The sequence below is a fragment of the Pseudomonas sp. PS1(2021) genome (genome assembly GCF_020405165.1).
Classification (GTDB): domain Bacteria; phylum Pseudomonadota; class Gammaproteobacteria; order Pseudomonadales; family Pseudomonadaceae; genus Pseudomonas; species Pseudomonas aeruginosa.
In genome coordinates this window covers 6,608,292-6,630,293 of sequence record NZ_CP084484.1, presented here as the reverse complement: position 1 = coordinate 6,630,293, position 22,002 = coordinate 6,608,292, and the positions used below count along the sequence as shown (strand labels likewise).

The 22,002-nt window shown below is 67.6% G+C and carries 15 protein-coding genes and 1 pseudogene; 9 read left to right on the top strand and 7 right to left on the bottom strand.

Going from position 1 to position 22,002, the window contains the following annotated elements:
- Positions 1–64 precede the first annotated feature (64 nt).
- Positions 65–2,266 (top strand): YccS family putative transporter, encoded by a 2,202-nt coding sequence (yccS, locus tag LE197_RS31360; RefSeq protein WP_019371386.1) that lies wholly within the window; start codon positions 65–67, stop codon positions 2,264–2,266.
- Here yccS and LE197_RS31355 read toward each other — a convergent pair.
- The 3 genes from LE197_RS31355 to LE197_RS31345 form a co-directional block, all read right to left on the bottom strand.
- A complete protein-coding gene (locus LE197_RS31355) occupies positions 2,263–2,994 on the bottom strand; it encodes a substrate-binding periplasmic protein (RefSeq protein WP_003099929.1) in 732 nt (243 codons plus the stop codon). The genes yccS and LE197_RS31355 overlap by 4 nt on opposite strands.
- Positions 2,995–3,101: 107 nt before the next feature.
- The gene (locus LE197_RS31350) at positions 3,102–3,896 is read right to left on the bottom strand and encodes a slipin family protein (protein ID WP_034039444.1); all 795 of its coding nucleotides are present in this window, start codon (positions 3,894–3,896) and stop codon (positions 3,102–3,104) included.
- Positions 3,893–5,224: an NfeD family protein gene (locus LE197_RS31345; protein WP_042929852.1), complete on the bottom strand. Its 1,332-nt coding sequence runs from the start codon at positions 5,222–5,224 to the stop codon at positions 3,893–3,895. Before LE197_RS31345 ends, LE197_RS31350 begins: the two co-directional genes overlap by 4 nt.
- 379 nt (positions 5,225–5,603) lie before the next feature.
- Here LE197_RS31345 and LE197_RS31340 point away from each other — a divergent pair, with 379 nt between their 5' ends.
- Complete coding sequence (locus LE197_RS31340; protein WP_015649752.1) at positions 5,604–7,226, top strand: inorganic phosphate transporter; 1,623 nt, start codon at positions 5,604–5,606, stop codon at positions 7,224–7,226.
- A gap of 42 nt (positions 7,227–7,268) precedes the next feature.
- Here LE197_RS31340 and LE197_RS31335 read toward each other — a convergent pair whose 3' ends face one another.
- Positions 7,269–7,673 (bottom strand): acyl-CoA thioesterase, encoded by a 405-nt coding sequence (locus LE197_RS31335; RefSeq protein WP_003084686.1) that lies wholly within the window; start codon positions 7,671–7,673, stop codon positions 7,269–7,271.
- Positions 7,674–7,824: 151 nt separating this feature from the next.
- Entirely contained in the window at positions 7,825–8,733 is a 909-nt protein-coding gene (gene gcvA / locus LE197_RS31330; RefSeq protein ID WP_003084684.1) for a transcriptional regulator GcvA, read from the bottom strand.
- A gap of 220 nt (positions 8,734–8,953) precedes the next feature.
- Between gcvA and LE197_RS31325 the strand changes: the two genes are divergently transcribed.
- Entirely contained in the window at positions 8,954–10,135 is a 1,182-nt protein-coding gene (locus LE197_RS31325) for an acyl-CoA dehydrogenase (protein WP_003084682.1), read from the top strand.
- Between the two features lie 119 nt (positions 10,136–10,254).
- On the top strand, positions 10,255–11,478 hold the full coding sequence (locus LE197_RS31320) for a CaiB/BaiF CoA transferase family protein (protein WP_003084679.1): 1,224 nt from the start codon (positions 10,255–10,257) through the stop codon (positions 11,476–11,478).
- A gap of 199 nt (positions 11,479–11,677) precedes the next feature.
- Here LE197_RS31320 and LE197_RS31315 read toward each other — a convergent pair whose 3' ends face one another.
- Positions 11,678–12,961, bottom strand: coding sequence for a Zn-dependent hydrolase (locus LE197_RS31315; RefSeq protein WP_033968972.1), 1,284 nt, complete (start codon positions 12,959–12,961; stop codon positions 11,678–11,680).
- Between the two features lie 58 nt (positions 12,962–13,019).
- Entirely contained in the window at positions 13,020–14,510 is a 1,491-nt protein-coding gene (locus LE197_RS31310) for an NCS1 family nucleobase:cation symporter-1 (RefSeq protein ID WP_003084674.1), read from the bottom strand.
- A 615-nt stretch (positions 14,511–15,125) separates the two neighbouring features.
- Here LE197_RS31310 and hydA point away from each other — a divergent pair.
- The 5 genes and pseudogenes from hydA (at position 15,126) to LE197_RS31285 (ending at position 21,993) form a co-directional block, all read left to right on the top strand.
- Complete coding sequence (gene hydA / locus LE197_RS31305) at positions 15,126–16,565, top strand: dihydropyrimidinase (RefSeq protein WP_003099919.1); 1,440 nt, start codon at positions 15,126–15,128, stop codon at positions 16,563–16,565.
- 94 nt (positions 16,566–16,659) lie between these two features.
- The gene (locus LE197_RS31300; protein ID WP_034002702.1) at positions 16,660–18,027 is read left to right on the top strand and encodes an NAD(P)-dependent oxidoreductase; all 1,368 of its coding nucleotides are present in this window, start codon (positions 16,660–16,662) and stop codon (positions 18,025–18,027) included.
- Positions 18,024–19,300 (top strand): annotated as a pseudogene (gene preA / locus LE197_RS31295) (NAD-dependent dihydropyrimidine dehydrogenase subunit PreA). Before LE197_RS31300 ends, preA begins: the two are co-directional and overlap by 4 nt.
- 181 nt (positions 19,301–19,481) lie before the next feature.
- The gene (codB, locus tag LE197_RS31290; RefSeq protein WP_003084659.1) at positions 19,482–20,732 is read left to right on the top strand and encodes a cytosine permease; all 1,251 of its coding nucleotides are present in this window, start codon (positions 19,482–19,484) and stop codon (positions 20,730–20,732) included.
- On the top strand, positions 20,722–21,993 hold the full coding sequence (locus tag LE197_RS31285; RefSeq protein ID WP_003084657.1) for a cytosine deaminase: 1,272 nt from the start codon (positions 20,722–20,724) through the stop codon (positions 21,991–21,993). Before codB ends, LE197_RS31285 begins: the two co-directional genes overlap by 11 nt.
- Positions 21,994–22,002 lie beyond the last annotated feature (9 nt).

Below are 22,002 nucleotides of genomic sequence, written 5' to 3'. Positions count from 1 at the left end.
CGATTGAATTAGCCGGACAGGCCACATAGGCTGAACCACGGACCATCGGATAGCACTCCGCCCCATGCCGCCCTCTTCGTTGACACACACGCTCCGCCGCCTCTGGGCCCTCGACAAGTTCGCCTACAGCCTGCGGGTGTTCATCGCCCTGGCCGGCGCCCTGCTGCTGTGCTGGTGGCAGGACCGCATCGAGCTGCTGATCCCGCTGTTCCTCGGGATCATCGCCAGCGCCCTGGCGGAGACCGACGACAACTGGCTCGGCCGCCTGCAAGCGCTGCTGGTGACCCTGCTGTGCTTCAGCGTCGCCGCCTTCGCCGTCGAGTTGCTGTTCCCCTATCCCTGGCTGTTCGTTTCCGGGATGGCGCTGTCGGCGTTCGGCATGATCCTCCTCGGCGCCCTCGGCGAGCGCTATGCGGCGATCGCCTCGGCGACCCTGATCCTCTCGATCTACACCATGATCGGCGTGGACCAGCGCGGCGGCGAGGTCGCCGATGTCTGGCACGAACCGCTGCTGCTGGTGGCCGGGGCGGCCTGGTACGGGCTGCTCTCGGTACTGTGGAACGCGCTGTTCTCCAACCAGCCGGTGCAGCAGAGTCTTTCCCGCCTGTATTTCGAGCTGGGCGAATACCTGAGGATCAAGTCGAGCCTGTTCGAACCGTTGCGCCAGCTCGACGTGGAGGGCCAGCGCCTCGCCCTGGCACGGCAGAACGGCAAGGTGGTGGTGGCGCTGAACCAGGCCAAGGAGACCATTCTCAACCGTCTCGGCCATGGCCGGCCGGGCCCCAAGGTGAGCCGCTACCTGAAGCTCTATTTCATCGCCCAGGACGTCCACGAGCGCGCCAGTTCCTCGCACTACCCGTACAACCGGCTGGCCGAGGCGTTCTTCCACAGCGACGTGCTGTTCCGCTGCCAGCGCCTGCTCAACCAGCAGGGCAAGGCCTGCCAGGCCCTGGCGCGGGCTATCCGCCTGCGCCAGCCGTTCGACTACGCCGACCGCGAGCTGGCCCTGGAGGACCTCCAGGCCTCGCTCGAACACCTGCGCCAGCAGAGCAACCCGGCCTGGAAGGGCCTGCTGCGCTCGCTCGGCGCCCTGGCCGCCAACCTCACCACGCTGGACCGCAAGCTGGCCGGGGCGAGCAACCCGGACGCCATCGCCGACGAACAGGACAGCGCCCTGCTCGACCGCTCGCCGCGCAGCCTGAAGGACGCCTTCGAGCGCCTGCGCCAGCAGCTCACCCCGACCTCGCTGCTGTTCCGCCACGGCCTGCGCATGTCCCTGGCGCTGACCGCCGGCTACGGCGTGCTGCACTGGATCCATCCGACCCAGGGCTACTGGATACTGCTCACCACGGTGTTCGTCTGCCAGCCCAACTATGGCGCGACCCGCCTGCGCCTGGTGCAGCGGATCCTCGGTACGGTGGTCGGCCTGGTGGTCGGCTGGGCGCTGATCGACCTGTTCCCCAGCCCGCTGGTGCAGTCGCTGTTCGCGGTCGCCGCCGGGGTCGCCTTCTTCGCCACCCGCAGCAGTCGCTATACCCTGGCGACGGCGGCGATCACCCTGCTGGTGCTGTTCTGCTTCAACCAGGTCGGCGATGGCTACGGGCTGATCCTGCCCCGCCTGTTCGATACCTTGCTGGGCAGCCTGATCGCCGGCCTCGCGGTGTTCCTGGTGCTGCCCGACTGGCAGGGCCGCCGGCTCAACCGCATGCTCGCCAACACCCTCGCCTGCAACAGCCGCTACCTGCGGCAGATCATGCAGCAGTACGCCACCGGCAAGCGCGACGACCTCGACTACCGCACCGCCCGGCGCAACGCGCACAACGCCGACGCGGCGCTCTCGACCACCCTGTCGAACATGCTCCTGGAACCCGGCCATTTCAGGAAGGACGCCGAGATCGGCTTCCGCTTCCTGGTCCTCTCGCACACCCTGCTCAGCTATCTATCCGGTCTCGGCGCGCACCGCGAAAGCCTGCCCGAGGACGCCAGCGACGGCCTCCTGGAGCGCGCCGCCGAGCGGCTCTCCGCCAGCCTCGAGGAAATCGCCGCGAGCCTGGAACAGAAACGCCCGGTCGCCATCTACAGCGAAGAGGAGGAAGCGCTGGCCAAGGAACTGGAGCAGATGCCCGAGGACATGGACGACAGCCATCGCCTGGTACAGACCCAACTGGCGCACATCTGCCGCCAGCTCGCCCCGCTGCGCACCCTGGCCGCGCACTTGCTGAAGAAGGAACTGGCCGGCGCGCAGCCACTGCCAGGCCAGCCCTAGCGCGCGCCGTAGCGCTCCAGCAGGCGCTGGTAGCTGCCGTCGTCGCGCATGCCGCGGATGGCCAGGTCGAAGCCGTCGACGATCTCGTCATGCCGGGGATTCCTCAGGCTCACCAGCAGGTGCAGGCCGTTCTCGCCAAGCGGGATGGGCAGTACCTCCAGCTTGTCGCGCAAATCGGCCAGTTCGCCCTTGAAGGCGACCCCCAGCGCCAGCTCGTCCTCCACCGCCAGGTCGACCCGTCCCGCCTCGAGCATCCGCGCGGCGTTGGCGAAGCTGGTCACGTTGACCTTCTGCAGACGGCTGTCACGGTCGAATTCGGGCGCGTAGGCATAGTCGCGCACGACCGCGATGCGGTAGGGACGCAGGTCGCTCAGGCGGGAAAACTCGATACCCCGCCCCTTGCGTTGCAGCAGGCGGATGCGGTTGCTCAGGTAGGCGCGGGAAAACTGCCCGTAGAGGCTGCGGGCGGGCTCGTACCAGGCGCTCAGGGCGATGTCGTAGTCGCCGCTGCGCACGCCGTACAGGGCACGCGACCAGGGTACCTGCTGGAAACTCGAGTCGAAGCCGGCGCGCTTGAGCGCGGTGGTCACCAGTTCCACCGCCAGGCCGTTGCCAGGCAGGCGCGAATCGACGAAAGGCGGCCAGGAGTCGCCGACCAGGCGCAGGTTGGCGGCAGGCAGCGCGCAAGGGAGGAGCAATGTCAGCAGCAGGAGTGCGCATCGCAGCATGAAGGAGCGTCCCGGGAGTGGATCGCCACAGCATAGCCATCCCGACCCCGGGCACGCATGTCCCCGTGTCGCGGCTCGATGATATTTCCATCACAAACCGCACGCGTTCACCTCTCCTCTTCCTCTCCGGCGGCCTTTTCGTTCCGCGGCGCGGCACCTGCGTACTTGCCGCCGAAGAGTTCGATCGGCATCGGGAAGACGATGGTCGAACTCTTGTCGCCGGCGATCGCGCCGAGGGTCTGCATGTAGCGCAACTGCATGGCGCCACTCTGCCGGCCGAGCATCTTCGCCGCCTGCATGAGTTTCTCCGAGGCTTGCAGCTCGCCCTCGGCATGGATCACCTTGGCCCTGCGCTCACGCTCCGCCTCGGCCTGCCGGGCGATGGCGCGAACCATCGATTCGTTGAGATCGACGTGCTTGATTTCCACATTCGCCACCTTGATGCCCCAGGCGTCGGTCTGCGCATCGAGCACTTGCTGGATATCCAGGTTCAGGCGCTCGCGCTCGGCGAGCATCTCGTCCAGCTCGTGCTTGCCCAGCACCGCGCGCAGGGTGGTCTGGGCCAACTGGCTGGTGGCGGCCAGGTAGTTCTCCACCTGGATGATCGCCTTCTGCGGATCGAGCACGCGGAAGTACACCACCGCGTTGACCTTCACCGAAACGTTGTCGCGGGAAATCACATCCTGCGGCGGCACGTCGAGGACGATGGTGCGCAGGTCGATGCGCACCATCTGCTGGATCGCCGGGATCACCAGCACCAGCCCCGGCCCCTTGACCTTCCAGAACCGCCCGAGCTGGAACACCACGCCGCGCTCGTACTCGCGGAGGATGCGCAGCGCGCTGAACAGCAGCAGCGCGAGGAACACCAGCAACATCGCCAAACCATAGGAAATACCCATCATCCACCTCCTTCATCGGCCAGCGCGACTTCCAGGAGCAGGCCCTTGCGCGCCAGCACCCAGACCGGCTGGCCCACCGCCAGCGGCCGCGCGGCGAGCACCCGCCAGCGCTCGCCCTGGAGCTGCACCCAGCCTGCGCAGGGTTGTTCGGAATCCACCGCCGCCACCGTCGCCAGGCTGCCGACCAATCCGGCGGTGCCACTTACCACCGCTTGCCGGCGAGTACGCAGGGCCATGCCCAGCAGACCGACGATCAGCGCGGCGCTGAGCAACGCCAGGGCCACCACCAGGCCGGGCGGAATGCCGTAGCCGGGCACCTCGGTATCGATCAGGATCAGCGCGCCGACCACGAACGAGACGATTCCACCGATGCCGAGCACGCCGAAGCTGGCGACGAACGCCTCGCCCACCATGAACGCCAGGCCCAGCGCGATCAGCGCCAGCCCGGCGTAGTTGACCGGCAGCATCTGCAGGGCGTACAGGCCGAGCAGCAGGCAGATGCCGCCGAGCACGCCGGGCAGCGCCATGCCGGGATTGGCCAGTTCGAAGATCAGCCCGTAGATGCCGATCATCATCAGGATCAGCGCCACGCTGGGATCGGTGAGCACCGCCAGCAACCGCGCGCGCCAGTCCGGTGCCTGGCGCTCGACCGTGGCGCCGGCGGTAGCCAGGGTCAGCGCGCGCTCGCCGACGCGCAGGCTGCGGCCGTCGAGCTGGCGCAGCAGGTCGGGCAGGTCGCGGGCCTGCAGGTCGATCACCTTCTGCGCCGCCGCCTCGTGCGCCGCCAGGCTGACCGCCTCGCGCACCGCGCGCTCGGCCCATTCGACGTTGCGCCCGCGCAACTGCGCGAGGCCACGGATATAGGCGGCGGCGTCGTTGACCTGCTTGCGCACCATGGGTTCGGCGTCCCGCGCCGGGGGCTTCTCTGCGGGCTTGTCCGGCGTCCCCAGGCGCACCGGGGTGGCGGCGCCGAGGTTGGTGCCCGGCGCCATCGCCGCGATATGGCAGGCATACAGGATGTAGGTGCCGGCGCTCGCCGCCCGCGCCCCGCTGGGCGCGACGAAACCGGCGACCGGCACCTGGCTGGCGAGGATCGCCTTGACGATGCGCCGCATCGATGCGTCCAGGCCGCCGGGCGTGTCCAGTTCCAGCACCACCAGTTGCGCGCCGTCCTCGGCGGCACGCTCGATGCCGCGCACCAGGTAATCGGCGCTGGCCGGGCCGATCGCACCATCCACCGAGAGCACCCGTACCGGTCCGGAGGCCGCGAGACAGGCCGGGCCGGCGAAGCACAGCAACAGCGCCAGCGCGAGCCGGCACAGCATCCGCATATCGACCTCCCCGACCGCCCGGCCGGGCCACCCCGGGACGAAGGCGCTCGTCCCGCGCACCGGGCCGGCAAGCGACCGGCCCCGCCGCGCACTTCTCAGTCTAGTCCAGTGGCTCTCGCCTTCCCCGCGCGTGTCCGGATCGGCAAATCCCTCAACATGCCAACTTTTTAGCGACGAAATGATGGCACTCGCCACAGGAATTCATTAATCTTCGCGGCCGCAGCGGGCAGGCCGCCTGGCGCCCGACCCCATCCGGCTTCCGGCGGCCTCCCGCGGCCCTTGTCCTTTCTTCGCCAGACGAAGCCGGTATGCGAAAGACATAACTTGTCACAAACGCCTGCCCATCATGTGCCGGTCATCCCCAGCGCGGACCCGCACCATGACCTCCGATGTCCTTCCCGCCGACGCCGTCGCCAGTGCCGCCGGCAACGCGCACAAGCCCCATCTCGAGCAGCGTCCCGGCCGCCTCACCGCCTTCGTATTCTTCGCCGTGCTCGCCACCGGACTGCTGTTCAGCGCCTACAGCCTGATGCAGGACGTCGATGACGTCGGTTCCGCGATCACCACCTGGACGCCCTTCCTGCTGCTCGGCGTGGCCCTGCTGATCGCCCTCGGCTTCGAGTTCGTCAACGGCTTCCACGACACTGCCAACGCGGTGGCCACGGTGATCTACACCCACTCGCTGCCGCCGCACTTCGCGGTGGTCTGGTCGGGTTGCTTCAACTTTCTCGGCGTATTGCTCTCCAGCGGCGCGGTGGCCTTCGGCATCATCGCCCTGCTGCCGGTGGAACTGATCCTGCAGGTCGGTTCCTCGGCCGGCTTCGCCATGGTCTTCGCCCTGCTGATCGCCGCCATCCTGTGGAACCTCGGGACCTGGTGGCTGGGCCTGCCGGCGTCGTCCTCGCACACCCTGATCGGCTCGATCATCGGCGTCGGCGTGGCCAACGCGCTGATGCACGGGCGCGACGGCACCAGCGGGGTGGACTGGGGCCAGGCAACCAAGGTCGGCTATTCCCTGCTGCTCTCGCCGCTGATCGGCTTCGCCTGCGCCGCCCTGTTGCTCCTGGCGCTGCGCCTGCTGGTGAAGAACCGCGCGCTGTACAAGGCGCCGAAGGGCAAGGCGCCGCCGCCCTGGTGGATCCGCGGCCTGCTGATCCTGACCTGTACCGGGGTGTCCTTCGCCCACGGCTCCAACGACGGGCAGAAAGGCATGGGCCTGATCATGCTGATCCTGGTCGGCACCCTGCCGATGGCCTACGCCCTGAACCGCACCATGCCGGCGGACCAGGCAGTGCAGTTCGCCGCCGTCGCCGAGGTCACCCAGCAAGCGCTGGTGAAGAGCGCGCCGCAACCGGCGCCGGCCGATCCGCGCCAGGTACTCTCCGACTACGTGCGCAGCAAGCAGGCATCGCCTGAGCTGATCCCGGCGCTGGCCGCCCTGACCGGCTCGATCGGCCAGGAAGTGAAAGGCTATGGCGCGTTCTCGCGGGTACCGGCGCAAGCCATGGGCAACGTGCGCAACGACATGTACCTGACCTCCGAGGCGATCCGCCTGATGGACAAGGACGACGTCGGCCGCTTCGACGCCGACACCCGCGGCAAGTTGCAGGCGTTCAAGCGGAAGATCGACGACGCCACCAAGTTCATCCCGCTATGGGTGAAGATCGCCGTGGCCATCGCCCTCGGCCTGGGCACCATGGTCGGCTGGAAACGCATCGTGGTGACGGTCGGCGAGAAGATCGGCAAGACCCACCTGACCTACGCCCAGGGCGCCTCGGCGGAAACCGTGGCGATGCTGACCATTGGCGCGGCGGACCTGTATGGCTTGCCGGTATCCACCACCCATGTACTGTCTTCCGGGGTGGCCGGGACCATGGCGGCGAACGGTTCGGGACTACAGTGGAAGACCATCCGCAACCTGCTGATGGCCTGGGTGCTGACGCTGCCGGCGGCGATCCTGCTCTCGGCCTCGCTCTACTGGCTGCTCACCCGGCTGTTCTGAAACACGGCGGCCGGCACGGGTGCCGGCCGCTCGTCGCGCCGATCAGGGCAGGACTTCGTCTTCCTTGAACTGGTCCTTGATGTAGGTGATCTCGGTCTTGCCGTGGGGCGCCGGCAGGCCGTCCGGGCCGAGGTTGACGAAGACCATCTTGTCGATGGTGAGGATGCTCTTGCGGGTGATCTTGTTGCGCACGTGGCAGGTCATGGTCAGCGAGGTACGACCGAAGTCGGTGGCGGTGATGCCCAGCTCGATGATGTCGCCCTGGCGCGCCGAGCTGACGAAGTTGATCTCGGAAATGTACTTGGTGACCACGCGCTGGTTGCCCAGCTGGATGATCGCGTAGATCGCCGCTTCTTCGTCGATCCAGCGCAGCAGGCTGCCGCCGAACAGGGTGCCGTTGGGGTTGAGATCTTCTGGCTTGACCCACTTGCGGGTGTGGAAATTCATGTGAACTCCTGGTGTGGTGCCCCACGGCCGCCATCCTGGCCGTCGTGGAGGATGCCCGGCGGTATCGCCGCCGCGGCTCCGCGGGACCCGGCGGATCGGCCCGGTCCCGGGGCGGCGCGTCCTGCCTGCGCCGCCCGATGTTCCTGCGCGTTCAGCCCAGCCCGTTGGCCTCGCGGTACTGCCTGGCCTCTTCCACCAGCCAGTCGCGGAAAGCATTGAGCATCGCCGATTCGACCCTGCGCTCGGGAATGATCAGGTAATACGCATTCTCGCTCAAATAGGCATGTTGCATGGGCACGATAAGCCTTCCGTCGGCCAGCTCGTCCTGGATCAGGAAGGGCGGTATGAGGGCCACGCCCATGCCGTGCATGGCCGCCTGGGCAAGCATGGAGAACAGCTCGTAGCGCGGCCCGCTCATGTCGTGGGCGACGTTCAGTCCCTGGGAGTGAAACCACTGGCGCCAAGCGTAGGGCCGGGTGCTCTGCTGCATCAGCGGCAGCCCGGCGACCTGCTCGGCGCTCAGCGTTCGACGCCCGCCCAGCAGCTCCGGGCTGCACACCGGCACCGGATTCTCGCGCATCAGGAAATGCGAGACGGTACCCGACCAGTCGGCGTCGCCGAAGTACAGCGCGGCGTCGAACTCGGTGTCGGCGAAGAGGAACGGGCGGGTGCGGTTGGTCAGGTTGATCGTGACCTCCGGGTGCAGCCGCTGGAAGCGCTTGAGCCGCGGCAACAGCCATTGGGTGCCGAAGGTCGGCACCACCGCCAGTTCGATCGCGCCGCCGCCCTGGTGCCCCATCACCGCCAGGGTGTCGCGCTCCACCGCGTCGAGGCGTACCGCCACCCGCCGGCTATAGGACAGCCCGGCCTCGGTGAGCTTGACCCCGCGCCGCGAGCGACGGAACAGCTCGACACCGAGGAACTCCTCGAGCGTGGCGATCTGCCGGCAGATCGCGCTCTGGGTCAGGGACAACTCCTCCGCCGCCTTGGTGAAGCTCTCGTGGCGCGCGGCGGACTCGAAGCTGACCAGCGCGGCGGTGGAAGGGATCTTGCGTCGCATGGAGGACTCCGGAGTGCCGGTTTCGCATCTATGACGCCCAGGTCACGATTCCTCGCGCCTCTTCAAGGGCATGAAATACGAGACTCATTTTCTCGGAGTGAGAAAATAGCACAAGTGCTTGCGAATTCCTCGTTTGCCGCCCCATTCGCTAGGCTCTTAGGATGCTTCCATTCCGGCTGGCCCACGCCAGCCTCCGCTACCGCTTGACGAGGATGTACGCATGGCCACCAAAGCTAGCTTCAACTGGGAAGACCCCCTGCTGCTGGACCAGCAGCTCACCGAAGAAGAGCGCATGGTTCGCGACAGCGCCCAGCAGTTCGCCCAAGACAAGCTGGCCCCGCGCGTGCTCGAAGCCTTCCGCCACGAACAGACCGACCCGAAGATCTTCCGCGAGATGGGCGAGACCGGCCTGCTCGGCGCGACCATTCCCGAAGCCTACGGCGGCAGCGGCCTCAACTACGTCTGCTATGGCCTGATCGCTCGCGAAGTCGAGCGCGTCGACTCCGGCTATCGCTCGATGATGAGCGTGCAGTCCTCGCTGGTAATGGTGCCGATCCATGAATTCGGCAACGAAGCCACCCGGCAGAAGTACCTGCCCAAGCTGGCCAGCGGCGAATACATCGGCTGCTTCGGCCTGACCGAGCCGAACCACGGTTCCGACCCGGGCTCGATGGTCACCCGAGCGAAGAAAGTCGACGGCGGCTATCGCCTGAGCGGCAGCAAGATGTGGATCACCAACAGCCCGATCGCCGACGTCTTCGTGGTCTGGGCCAAGGACGACGAAGGGCAGATCCGCGGCTTCGTCCTCGAGAAGGGCTGGGAAGGCCTGAGCGCCCCGGCGATCCATGGCAAGGTCGGCCTGCGTGCCTCGATCACCGGCGAGATCGTGATGGACAACGTGTTCGTTCCGGAAGAGAACGCCTTCCCCGAAGTGCGCGGCCTGCGCGGTCCGTTCACCTGCCTGAACTCGGCGCGCTACGGGATCTCCTGGGGCGCCCTGGGCGCCGCCGAATTCTGCTGGCACACCGCCCGCCAGTACGTGCTCGACCGCCAGCAGTTCGGCCGCCCGCTGGCCGCCAACCAACTGATCCAGAAGAAGCTGGCCGACATGCAGACCGAGATCACCCTGGCCCTGCAAGGCTGCCTGCGCCTGGGGCGGATGAAGGACGAAGGCACCGCGGCGGTGGAAATCACCTCGATCATGAAGCGCAACAGCTGCGGCAAGGCCCTCGACATCGCCCGCCTGGCCCGCGACATGCTGGGCGGCAACGGCATCTCCGACGAATTCGGCATCGCCCGCCACCTGGTCAACCTGGAAGTGGTGAACACCTACGAGGGCACCCACGATGTCCACGCGCTGATCCTCGGCCGCGCGCAGACCGGCATCCAGGCATTCTTCTGAGCCACCGAGCAACACCCCGGCGCGCTTTTTCACGGTAGCGCGCCGGCCGCCGGGGAGACGGGCAAGGAACCCGTCTTCCCGGCCATTTCCGTTTCCAGCCCCCAGCAGCGAGAACCGTCATGCCCGGCGCCCTTTCCCATATCCGCGTACTCGACCTGTCCCGTGTCCTGGCCGGCCCCTGGGCCGGGCAGATCCTCGCCGACCTCGGCGCCGAGGTGATCAAGATCGAGCGCCCCGGCAGCGGCGACGACACCCGCGCCTGGGGCCCGCCGTTCCTCAAGGATGCCGAAGGCAACGACACCAGCGAGGCGGCCTACTACCTGTCGGCCAACCGCAACAAGAAGTCGGTGACGGTGGACTTCACCCAGCCGGAGGGCCAGCGCATCGTTCGCGAACTGGCGGCCAAGGCCGACATCCTGCTGGAGAACTTCAAGGTCGGCGGGCTCAAGGCCTATGGCCTCGACTATGAATCGCTGAAGCAGGTCAACCCGAAGCTGATCTACTGTTCGATCACCGGCTTCGGCCAGTCCGGCCCCTATGCCAAGCGCGCCGGCTATGACTTCATGATCCAGGGCCTGGGCGGCCTGATGAGCCTCACCGGGCGCGCCGACAACGAGGAAGGCGCCGGTCCGGTGAAGGTCGGCGTGGCGCTGACCGATATCCTCACCGGGCTGTACTCCTCCACCGCGGTGCTCGCCGCCCTCGCCCACCGCGACGTCAGCGGCATCGGCCAGCACATCGACATGGCCCTGCTCGACGTGCAGGTCGCCTGCCTGGCCAACCAGACCCTCAACTACCTGACCACCGGCGTGCCGCCGCGGCGCCTGGGCAACGCACACCCGAACATCGTGCCGTACCAGGACTTCCCCACCGCCGACGGCGACATGATCCTCACGGTCGGCAACGACAGCCAGTTCCGCAAGTTCGCCGAGCTGGCAGACCACCCGGAATGGGCCGACGACCCGCGCTTCGCCACCAACAAGGCGCGGGTGGCCAACCGCGAGGTGCTGATCCCGCTGATCCGCCAGGCCACGGTGCTGCACACCACCGCCGAGTGGATTCTTTCCCTGGAGCGCGCCGGCGTGCCCTGCGGGCCGATCAACGACCTGGCGCAGGTGTTCGCCGACCCGCAGGTGCAGGCCCGCGGCCTGCGCGTGGAGCTACCGCACCCGCTGGCTGGGACGGTGCCGCAGGTAGCCAGCCCGATCCGCCTGTCCGAGACGCCGGTGGAATACCGCAACCCGCCGCCCACCCTCGGCCAGCACACCGACGAGGTCCTCGAGACGCTCCTCGGCCTGGACGCGGCCGCGCTGGAAAGGCTGCGCGACGGCAAGGTGATCTGAGCCCCGCGCCCCGCCCCAGCGACGCATCGGCGGACAACGCCCCACCGTACCCCGCGCAACACCGCGACGTAGGGCGCATAACCGCAACGCGGTTATCCGCCGGCCAGCCGAGCATCGGCGGATAACGCCCCTGGCGTTATTCGCCCTACCGACCCCGTGTAGAAGGCGGTCGATGCCGGCGCCTCGATGGAAGCGCCACTCAGGCCGCCAGGCGGCCGCCGGCGATCGCCTCGGAGGCCTTGAGCATGGCCCGCAACAGCACCGCGCAGCCGGCGGCCAGGTCGTCGGGGCTGGCGTTCTCGATCTCGTTGTGGCTGATGCCGTTCTCGCAGGGCACGAAGATCATCCCCGCCGGACCGAGTTCGGCGAGGAAGATCGCGTCGTGGCCGGCGCCGCTGACGATGTCCATCTGCGGCATGCCCAGCGCCTGCGCCGCCTCGCGCACCGCGCCGACGCATCCCTGGTCGAAGTACAGCGGCGGGAAATCGGCGGTCGGCACCAGCTCGTATTGCAAGCCATGCTTCTCGCAGGTAGCGGCGATCACCTGGCGGACCTCGGCGATCATCGAGTCCAGGCGCTCCGGTTGCAGATGGCGGAAGTCCAGGGTCATCTTCACTTCGCCGGGTATCACGTTGCGCGAACCGGGATAGGCGTGCAGGCAGCCGACCGTGCCGCAAGCATGCGGCTGATGGCCGAGGGCCGCGCGATTGACCGCCTCGACCACCGCCGCGGCACCGACCAGGGCATCCTTGCGCAGGTGCATCGGCGTTGGCCCGGCGTGTGCCTCGACGCCGCGCAGGGACAGGTCGAACCATTTCTGCCCGAGCGCGCCGAGTACCACGCCGATGGTCTTCTCCTCGTCCTCGAGGATCGGCCCCTGTTCGATGTGCGCCTCGAAATAGGCGCCCACCGGATGTCCGAGACAATCGCGCGCTCCCGCGTAGCCGATGGCGTCCAGCGCCTCGCCTACGCTGACACCGTCGGCATCGCGCTTGGCCAGGGTCTCCTCCAGGGTGAACTTCCCGGCGAATACGCCCGAGCCCATCATGCAGGGCGCGAAGCGCGAGCCTTCCTCGTTGGTCCACACCACCACCTCCAGCGGCGCCTCGGTTTCCACCCCGAGGTCGTTGAGGGTGCGGATCACCTCGAGGCCGGCCATCACCCCGAAGCAGCCGTCGAACTTGCCACCGGTGGGCTGGGTGTCGATGTGGCTACCGGTCATCACCGGGGGCAAGTCCGGGTTACGCCCGGGACGACGGGCGAAGATGTTGCCGACCCGATCGACGCTGACCGTGCAGCCGGCCGCTTCGCACCATTGCACGAAGAGATCGCGGGCCTGGCGGTCGAGATCGCTCAGGGCCAGGCGGCAGACCCCACCCTTGGCGGTGGAGCCGAGGCGGGCGAGATCCATCAGCGATTGCCAGAGGCGCTGGCCATCGATGTGTCGCTGGGTGGATTGCAGGACGTTCCGGGCAGTGCTCATTGTCGTCTCCTCAGGCTTGGAGTAGGTGTCGGCGGCTCGCCGGCCGCCTGTATGCCCATCAGGGCAGCGGTTTGGCCAATGCCGCCGGGCTCCGCGCACGGCGGCCGCAGAGGCCGTAGTAGAGCGCGCCGCCGAGCAGCGAGCCGGTGAACCAGCCGTAGTCGTAGAACCAGTGGAACTGGCGGTTGCCGAGGGCCATGACGGTCAGCGCCACCGGCACCGCGAAGGCGGCGAAGCCGGGCCAGTTCCAGGCCGGGTAGACGTCGTCGCGGTAGAGTCCGGCGAGGTCGAGGCGTTGCCTGCGCACCAGGAAGTAGTCCACCACCATGATCCCCGCGATCGGCCCGAGCAGGCTGGAGTAGCCGAGCAGCCAGTTGGAGTAGACGCTTTCCAGGCTGAGGTCGGAAACGATCCAGCCGAGCTTCTTCAGCAACTCGTGGGCCATCAGCGCCAGGCCGATGAAACCGGTGAGCCAGACGGCGCGGGTGCGGCCGATGAGTTTCGGTGCGATGTTCTGGAAGTCGTTGGTCGGCGAGACGATGTTCGCCGCGGTGTTGGTCGAGAGGGTGGCGACGATGATCAACGCCATCGCCACCGCCACCCAGCCGGGGCTGGGGATGTGCCCGATCAGGCTGACCGGGTCGGAAACCGTCTCGCCCACCAGCGAAGCCGAGGCGGCGGTCATCACCACGCCGAGGGCGGCGAACAGGAACATGGTCAGCGGCAGGCCGAAGATCTGCCCGAGTATCTGGTCCTTCTGGCTACGCGCATAGCGGCTGAAGTCGGGGATGTTCAGCGACAGCGTGGCCCAGAAGCCGACCATCGCCGTCAGCCCGGCCATGAAGTAGCCGGTGACGCTGGCGCCTTCCGGGCGCTTCGGCGGCTGCGCCAGCAGTTCGCTGACCGATATGTGCGGCAGCGCCCACACCAGCAGGCCGAGGCCGACCAGCACCAGCAGCGGTGCCGAGAGTGTCTCCAGCCATTTGATCGACTCCGCGCCGCGCAGCACCACCCACAGGTTCAGCCCCCAGAACAGGAGGAAACCGATCACCTCGCCGGTGCCGCCGAGGGCTTTCCAGGCGGGAAAGATCGAACCGAGGAAGAGATGGATCGCCAGCCCGCCGAACAGCGTCTGGATGCCGAACCAGCCGCACGCGACCACGGCGCGGATCAGGCATGGCACGTTGGAGCCGATGATGCCGAACGAAGCGCGCAGCAGCACCGGGAAGGGAATGCCGTAGCGGGTGCCGGCGAAGGCATTGAGGGTCAGCGGGATCAGCACCACCAGGTTGGCCAGCAGGATCGCCAGCAGCGCTTCGCCGACGCTGAGGCCGAAGTAGGCGGTGAGGACGCCGCCGAGGGTGTAGGTGGGCACGCAGATGGACATGCCGATCCACAGCGCGGTGATGTGCCACCTGTTCCAGGTACGCTGTTCCACCCGGGTCGGGGCGATGTCGTGGTTGTAGCGGGGGCTGTCGAGTACGTCGCTGCCGGCGGACAGCTCGACCAAGCCGTCGCGCTCGGTCACTTCTGATCTGCTCTGTTGCATGGGCCTCTCCAGAATTCTTTTAGTTATTCGCTCATCGGGCTAATGCGATGGCCGGAGTACCGCACCACCAGTACTGCACCTCCGGTCCGGACAATGCCGTGGCGGGCGGCACTCAATAAGCGTGCCGAAAACCCCGCGACGTCACTGGGCAGGCCGGTCTACTGGAGGTAACCGACTGATCTGAAACACTTCATCGACAACGTCGGTGACACGCCGACGGGCAGTCCGGCGTGTCACCGGGGGAAATGCGCGAGCCTGTCGCCCCGGTCAGGAACCAAAGGAGTGCAGGCGAACTTTTTTCATCTCCCCACAACCGTTCGAACACGGCTTTCAAGCGGCTGATTTTGCATGGGAAATCTCGACCTTTTTGAATTCTTGTCAAGCGCGTCAAAATGGTGAGAACCCTCACCATTTTGGTGATATTTATTTTTAATTATTTAAAATCAATAAGTTACAAACTCAAACAACCATTTGAAAATAATCTTGCTCAATCGATGATCAGCATCTAGATTCGAATCCTGTCAGCGCTGACAGGATTACAAAAGTCCTCGGCGCATGGCGAAAAAACAATTTCAAGAACCGGCAACGACCGGTCAGCCTGCGAGGAAAGACGGCATGTCCCTGTTGATCCGTGGCGCCACCGTGGTTACTCACGAAGAGAGTTATCGAGCCGACGTGCTCTGTGCCAACGGCCTCATCCAGGCCATCGGCGAGAACCTCGAAACCCCCTCCGGCTGCGACGTCCTCGACGGCGGTGGCCAGTACCTGATGCCGGGCGGCATCGACCCCCATACCCACATGCAGTTGCCCTTCATGGGCACGGTGGCCAGCGAGGACTTCTTCAGCGGCACCGCGGCCGGGCTGGCCGGAGGGACCACCTCGATCATCGACTTCGTCATCCCCAACCCGCGACAGTCGCTGCTGGAGGCCTTCCACACCTGGCGCGGCTGGGCGCAGAAATCCGCTGCGGACTACGGCTTCCACGTCGCCATCACCTGGTGGAGCGACGAGGTCGCCCGGGAAATGGGCGAGCTGGTGGCACAGCACGGGGTGAACAGCTTCAAGCACTTCATGGCCTACAAGAACGCCATCATGGCCGCCGACGATACCCTGGTGGCCAGCTTCGAGCGCTGCCTGGAGCTGGGCGCGGTGCCGACGGTGCACGCGGAGAACGGCGAACTGGTCTTCCACCTGCAGCAGAAACTCCTCGCCCAGGGCCTCACCGGCCCCGAGGCGCATCCGCTGTCGCGTCCGCCGCAAGTCGAGGGCGAGGCCGCCAGCCGCGCCATCCGCATCGCCGAGACGCTGGGTACGCCGCTGTACCTGGTGCATATTTCCAGCCGCGAGGCGCTGGACGAGATCGCCTATGCCCGCGCCAAGGGCCAGCCGGTCTACGGCGAGGTGCTGGCCGGGCACCTGCTGCTCGACGACAGCGTCTACCGCCACCCGGACTGGGCCACCGCGGCCGGCTACGTGATGAGCCCGCCGTTCCGTCCCGTCGAACACCAGGAAGCGCTGTGGCGCGGCCTGCAGTCCGGCAACCTGCATACCACCGCCACCGACCACTGCTGCTTCTGCGCCGAGCAGAAGGCCATGGGCCGCGACGACTTCAGCAAGATTCCCAATGGCACGGCCGGCATCGAGGACCGCATGGCGCTGCTGTGGGACGCCGGGGTCAACAGCGGGCGCCTGTCGATGCACGAGTTCGTCGCGCTGACCTCCACCAACACCGCGAAGATCTTCAACCTGTTCCCGCGCAAGGGCGCGATCCGCGTCGGCGCGGATGCCGACCTGGTGCTCTGGGACCCGCAGGGCAGCCGCACCCTCTCGGCCGCCACCCATCACCAGCGGGTCGATTTCAACATCTTCGAAGGTCGCACCGTGCGCGGCATACCCAGCCACACCATCAGCCAGGGCAAGCTGCTCTGGGCCGCCGGCGACCTGCGCGCCGAACCCGGCGCCGGACGCTACGTGGAGCGCCCGGCCTACCCGTCGGTGTACGAAGTGCTCGGCCGCCGCGCCGAACGCCAGCGCCCGGTCGCCGTCGAGCGCTGATCCTTCCCGCAATACCGGACCGGCCCGTAGAGGCCGGACGGTGCCGTATTGCCGTTGACTGCCCCGAGAAGAAACCAGAAGAGAGGCTACAACCGTGATCGATTCCCTGAACCACCTCCCCCGTCCGGACGCCGGCGCGGACACGCTCGCCGAGCGCTTCGCCGACCTCGCGCCGCCGCTCAACGCCCGCCAGGCCGCCCTGGAAAGCGCCCGCTGCCTGTACTGCTACGACGCGCCCTGCGTCAACGCCTGCCCGACCGAGATCGACATCCCCGGGTTCATCCGCAGCATCGCCCAGGAGAATGTCCAGGGCGCGGCGCAGAAGATCCTCTCGGCGAACATCCTCGGCGGCAGCTGCGCCCGCGTCTGCCCCACGGAAATCCTCTGCCAGCGGGCCTGCGTACGCAACAACGCCCAGGAATGCGCACCGGTGCTGATCGGCCAGTTGCAACGCTACGCCCTCGACCACGCCGGCTTCGACGAACATCCGTTCAAGCGCTCGCCGGCCACCGGCAAGCGCATCGCCGTGGTCGGCGCCGGGCCGGCCGGGCTGTCCTGCGCCCACCGCCTGGCCATGCACGGCCACGACGTGGTGCTCTTCGAGGCCCGCGCCAAGGCCGGCGGCCTCAACGAGTACGGCATCGCCCGCTACAAGCTGGTGGACGGCTTCGCCCGGCGCGAAGTGGAATTCCTCCTGCAGATCGGCGGTATCGAACTGCGCCACGGCCAGCGTCTCGGCGACAACCTGGCGCTCGGCGCCCTGCACGACGAGTACGACGCGGTGTTCCTCGGCATCGGCCTGGCCGCCAGCAAGCGCCTCGGCCTGGAAGACGAGGACGCCCCCGGCCTGCTCGCCGCCACCGACTACATCCGCGAACTGCGGCAGAGCGACGACCTGCTCGACCTGCCCGTCGCCGACCGTTGCATCGTCATCGGCGCCGGCAACACCGCCATCGACATGGCGGTGCAGATGAGCCGGCTCGGCGCCCGCGACGTCAACCTGGTCTACCGCCGTGGCTTCGAGGAAATGGGCGCCACCGGCCATGAGCAGGAGATCGCCAAGGCCAGCCAGGTGCGCCTGCTGACCTGGGCCCGACCGGAACGGGTACTGCTCGACGAGCACGGCCGGGTGCGCGGCATGCGCTTCGCCCGCACGCGCCTGGAGAACGGTCGCCTGGGCGACGCCGGCGAGCACTTCGAACTGGCCGCCGACGCCATCTTCAAGGCCATCGGCCAGGCCTTCGAAGGCGCCAGCCTGGGCGATCCGCTGGCAGCGCAACTGCGGCGCGACGGCGAGCGCATCCAGGTCGACGGACAGATGCGCACCAGCATCCCCGGCATCTACGCCGGCGGCGACTGCGTGGCGCTCGGCGAGGACCTCACCGTGCAGGCGGTGCAGCACGGCAAACTGGCGGCGGAAGCGATCCACGCCCAACTCATGCTCAACGTGGAGGCTGCGTGATGGCCGACCTGTCTATCGAATTCGCCGGCATCAAGTCGCCCAACCCCTTCTGGCTGGCCTCCGCGCCGCCCACCGACAAGGCCTACAACGTGGTCCGCGCCTACCAGGCGGGCTGGGGCGGGGTGGTCTGGAAGACCCTCGGCGAAGACCCCGCGGCGGTCAACGTGTCGTCGCGTTATTCCGCGCACTTCGGACCGAACCGCCAGGTGCAGGGGATCAACAACATCGAGCTGATCACCGACCGCTCGCTGGAGATCAACCTGCGCGAGATCGCCCAGGTGAAGAAGGACTGGCCAGACCGCGCGCTGATCGTGTCGCTGATGGTGCCCTGCGTCGAGGAGTCGTGGAAATACATCCTGCCGCTGGTGGAAGCCACCGGCGCCGACGGTATCGAGCTGAACTTCGGTTGCCCCCACGGCATGCCCGAGCGCGGCATGGGCGCGGCGGTGGGCCAGGTACCGGAGTACGTGGAGATGGTCACCCGCTGGTGCAAGACCCACTGCTCGCTGCCGGTGATCGTCAAGCTCACCCCAACATCACCGACATCCGCCAGTCGGCGCGCGCCGCCCATCGTGGCGGCGCCGACGCGGTGTCGCTGATCAACACCATCAACTCGATCACCAGCGTCGACCTGGAGCGCATGGTCGCCCTGCCCGTGGTCGGCACCCAGAGCACCCACGGCGGCTACTGCGGCTCGGCGGTGAAGCCGATCGCCCTGAACATGGTCGCCGAGATCGCCCGCGACCCGCAGACCCGCGGCCTGCCGATCTGTGGCATCGGCGGTATCGGCAGTTGGCGCGACGCAGCGGAATTCGTCGCGCTCGGCTGCGGCGCGGTGCAGGTATGCACGGCGGCGATGCTGCACGGCTTCCGTATCGTCGAGGACATGCAGGACGGTCTCGCGCGCTGGATGGACAGCCATGGCTACCAGCGGCTGTCCGATTTCAGCGGCGGCGCGGTGGGCAATACCACCGACTGGAAGTACCTGGACATCAACTACCAGGTGATCGCCCGCATCGACCAGGACGCCTGCATCGGTTGCGGCCGCTGCCATATCGCCTGCGAGGACACCTCGCACCAGGCCATCGCCAGCCTGCCCCGGGCCGACGGTACGCACCGCTACGAAGTGATCGACGCCGAGTGCGTGGGCTGCAACCTGTGCCAGATCACCTGTCCGGTGGAGAACTGCATCGAAATGGTGCCGCAGGACACCGGCAAGCCCTATCTCAACTGGACCCAGGATCCGCGCAACCCCTACCGCGAAGCCTCCTGAACGCAGGGCGGCGCCCGCATCCCCGGCGGACGCCGCCCTGCCGCGCGCCGGCACGCTTCCTGCGTGCCGCTGCGGTCCGACGACGCGCAACGGCGTCTGTCGGATCGACCCGCCTTCGACTACCATTCGCCGCGGCCCGGCCGACGCTCCCGGACGGCCGGCGCCCCACGGAGACTCGCGCATGTCCGCAGACAGCAACTACAGCCAGCAACCGGTCCCGCTGGCAGCGCGCAAGAGCGCGCTGGCCCTGAGCGTGGTGATGCTCGGCCTGACCTTCTTTTCCGCCAGCATGTGGACCGGCGGCACCCTCGGCACCGGCCTGAGCTACGACGACTTCTTCCTCGCCGTGCTGCTGGGCAACCTGATGCTCGGCCTGTACACCGCGATCCTCGGCTTCATCGGCGCGCGCACCGGCCTTTCCACCCACCTGCTGGCGCATTACTCGTTCGGCAGCAAGGGCTCCTGGCTGCCCTCGGCGTTGCTCGGCGGCACCCAGGTCGGCTGGTTCGGCGTCGGCGTAGCGATGTTCGCCATCCCGGTGGCCAAGGCCACCGGCCTCGACGTCAACCTGCTGATCCTGGTTTCCGGAGCGCTTATGACCCTCACGGTGTTCTTCGGCATCGCCGGTCTGACCCTGCTGTCGGCCATCGCGGTCCCGGCGATCGTCGTTCTCGGCAGCTACTCGGTATGGCTCGCGGTGCGCGACGCCGGCGGCCTGGCGGCGCTGCAGCAGGTGACGCCGAGCGCGCCGCTGAGCCTCTCGACCGCGATCGCCCTGGTGGTCGGCTCGTTCGTCAGCGCCGGCACCCTCACCGCCGACTTCGTCCGCTTCGGCCGCAGCGCGCGTACCGCCGTGGTGGTGTGCCTGGTGGCGTTCTTCCTCGGCAACTCGCTGATGTTCATCTTCGGCGCGGCCGGCGCGGCGGCGGTGGGCAAGTCGGACATCTCCGACGTGATGATCGCCCAGGGCCTGCTGATCCCGGCGATCCTGGTCCTCGGCCTGAACATCTGGACCACCAACGACAACGCGCTGTATGCCTCCGGCCTCGGCTTCGCCAACATCACCGGCCTCTCCAGCCGCTTCCTGGCGATGCTCAACGGCGCCCTCGGCACCCTCGCCGCGCTCTGGCTGTACAACCACTTCGTCGGCTGGCTGACCTTCCTCTCCGCCGCCATCCCGCCCATCGGCGGGGTGATCATCGCCGACTACCTGAGTCGCCGCCGGCGCTACCGCCAGCACCCCTGCGCGGACATCCAGGCGATCAACTGGGCGGCGATCCTCGCCGTCGCCTGCGGCACCGCCGCCGGCCACTGGCTGCCGGGGATAGTGCCGGTCAACGCGGTGCTCGGCGCCGCCATCGCCTACCTGCTGCTCAATCCCCTGCTGAGCCGCAGCCCGAACAAACCAGAAGAGGTCCTCCATGCTGATTGACAACCTGCGCCTGCGCGGCCGCGAAGGTCTCTGGCAACTGCGCGTCGCCGATGGCCGTATCGCCGCCCTGGTGCCGATGGAACAGGCCGCCGACGACGCCGGCGAGCGCCTGGACGGCGCCGGCGGTCTTGCCGTGCCGCCGTTCATCGAGCCGCACATCCATCTCGACACCACCCAGACCGCCGGCCAGCCGGAGTGGAACCGCTCCGGCACGCTGTTCGAAGGCATCGAGCGCTGGGCTCAGCGCAAGGCCCTGCTCAGCCACGAGGACGTCAAGCAGCGCGCCTGGCAGACCCTGAAATGGCAGATCGCCAACGGCGTGCAGCACGTGCGCAGCCACGTCGACGTCTCCGACCCGACCCTCACCGCGCTCAAGGCCATGCTCGAGGTGCGCGGCGAAGTGGCGCCCTGGGTCGACCTGCAGATCGTCGCCTTCCCTCAGGAGGGCATTCTCTCCTACCCCAACGGCCTGGAACTGCTGGAGGAGTCGCTGCGCCTGGGCGCCGACGTGGTGGGGGCGATCCCGCATTTCGAATTCACCCGCGAGCTGGGCGTCGAGTCGCTGCACAAGGCCATCGACCTGGCCAAGCGCTACGACCTGCCAGTGGACGTGCATTGCGACGAGATCGACGACGAGCAGTCGCGCTTCCTCGAGACCCTGGCCATGCTCGCCCATCGCGACGGCCTCGGCGCACGGGTCACCGCCAGCCACACCACGGCGATGCACTCCTACAACGGCGCCTACACCTCGCGGCTGTTCCGCCTGCTGAAACTGTCGGGAATCAACTTCGTCGCCAACCCGCTGGTGAACATCCACCTGCAGGGTCGCTTCGACGACTACCCGAAGCGCCGCGGCATCACCCGGGTCAAGGAACTGCTCGGCGCCGGGATCAACACCTGCTTCGGCCACGACGACGTGTTCGACCCCTGGTACCCGCTGGGCACCGCGAACATGCTGCAAGTGCTGCACATGGGCCTGCACGTGACGCAGATGATGGGCTACGACGAGATCGACGGCGGCCTCGACCTGATCACCCGCAACAGCGCCCGCACCCTCGGCCTGCGGGAATACGGCATCGAGGTCGGCCATCCGGCCAACCTGCTGGTGCTGCCGGCCCGCGACGGCTTCGACGCGGTGCGCCGGCAGGTCCCGGTGCGCTACTCGATCCGCGGCGGACGGCTGCTCGCCGAGACGGTCCCGGCGCAGACCACGGTGTTCCTCGAACAGGCGGAAGCGGTGGACTTCACCCGCGCCAGCTGAGCCTTCGCC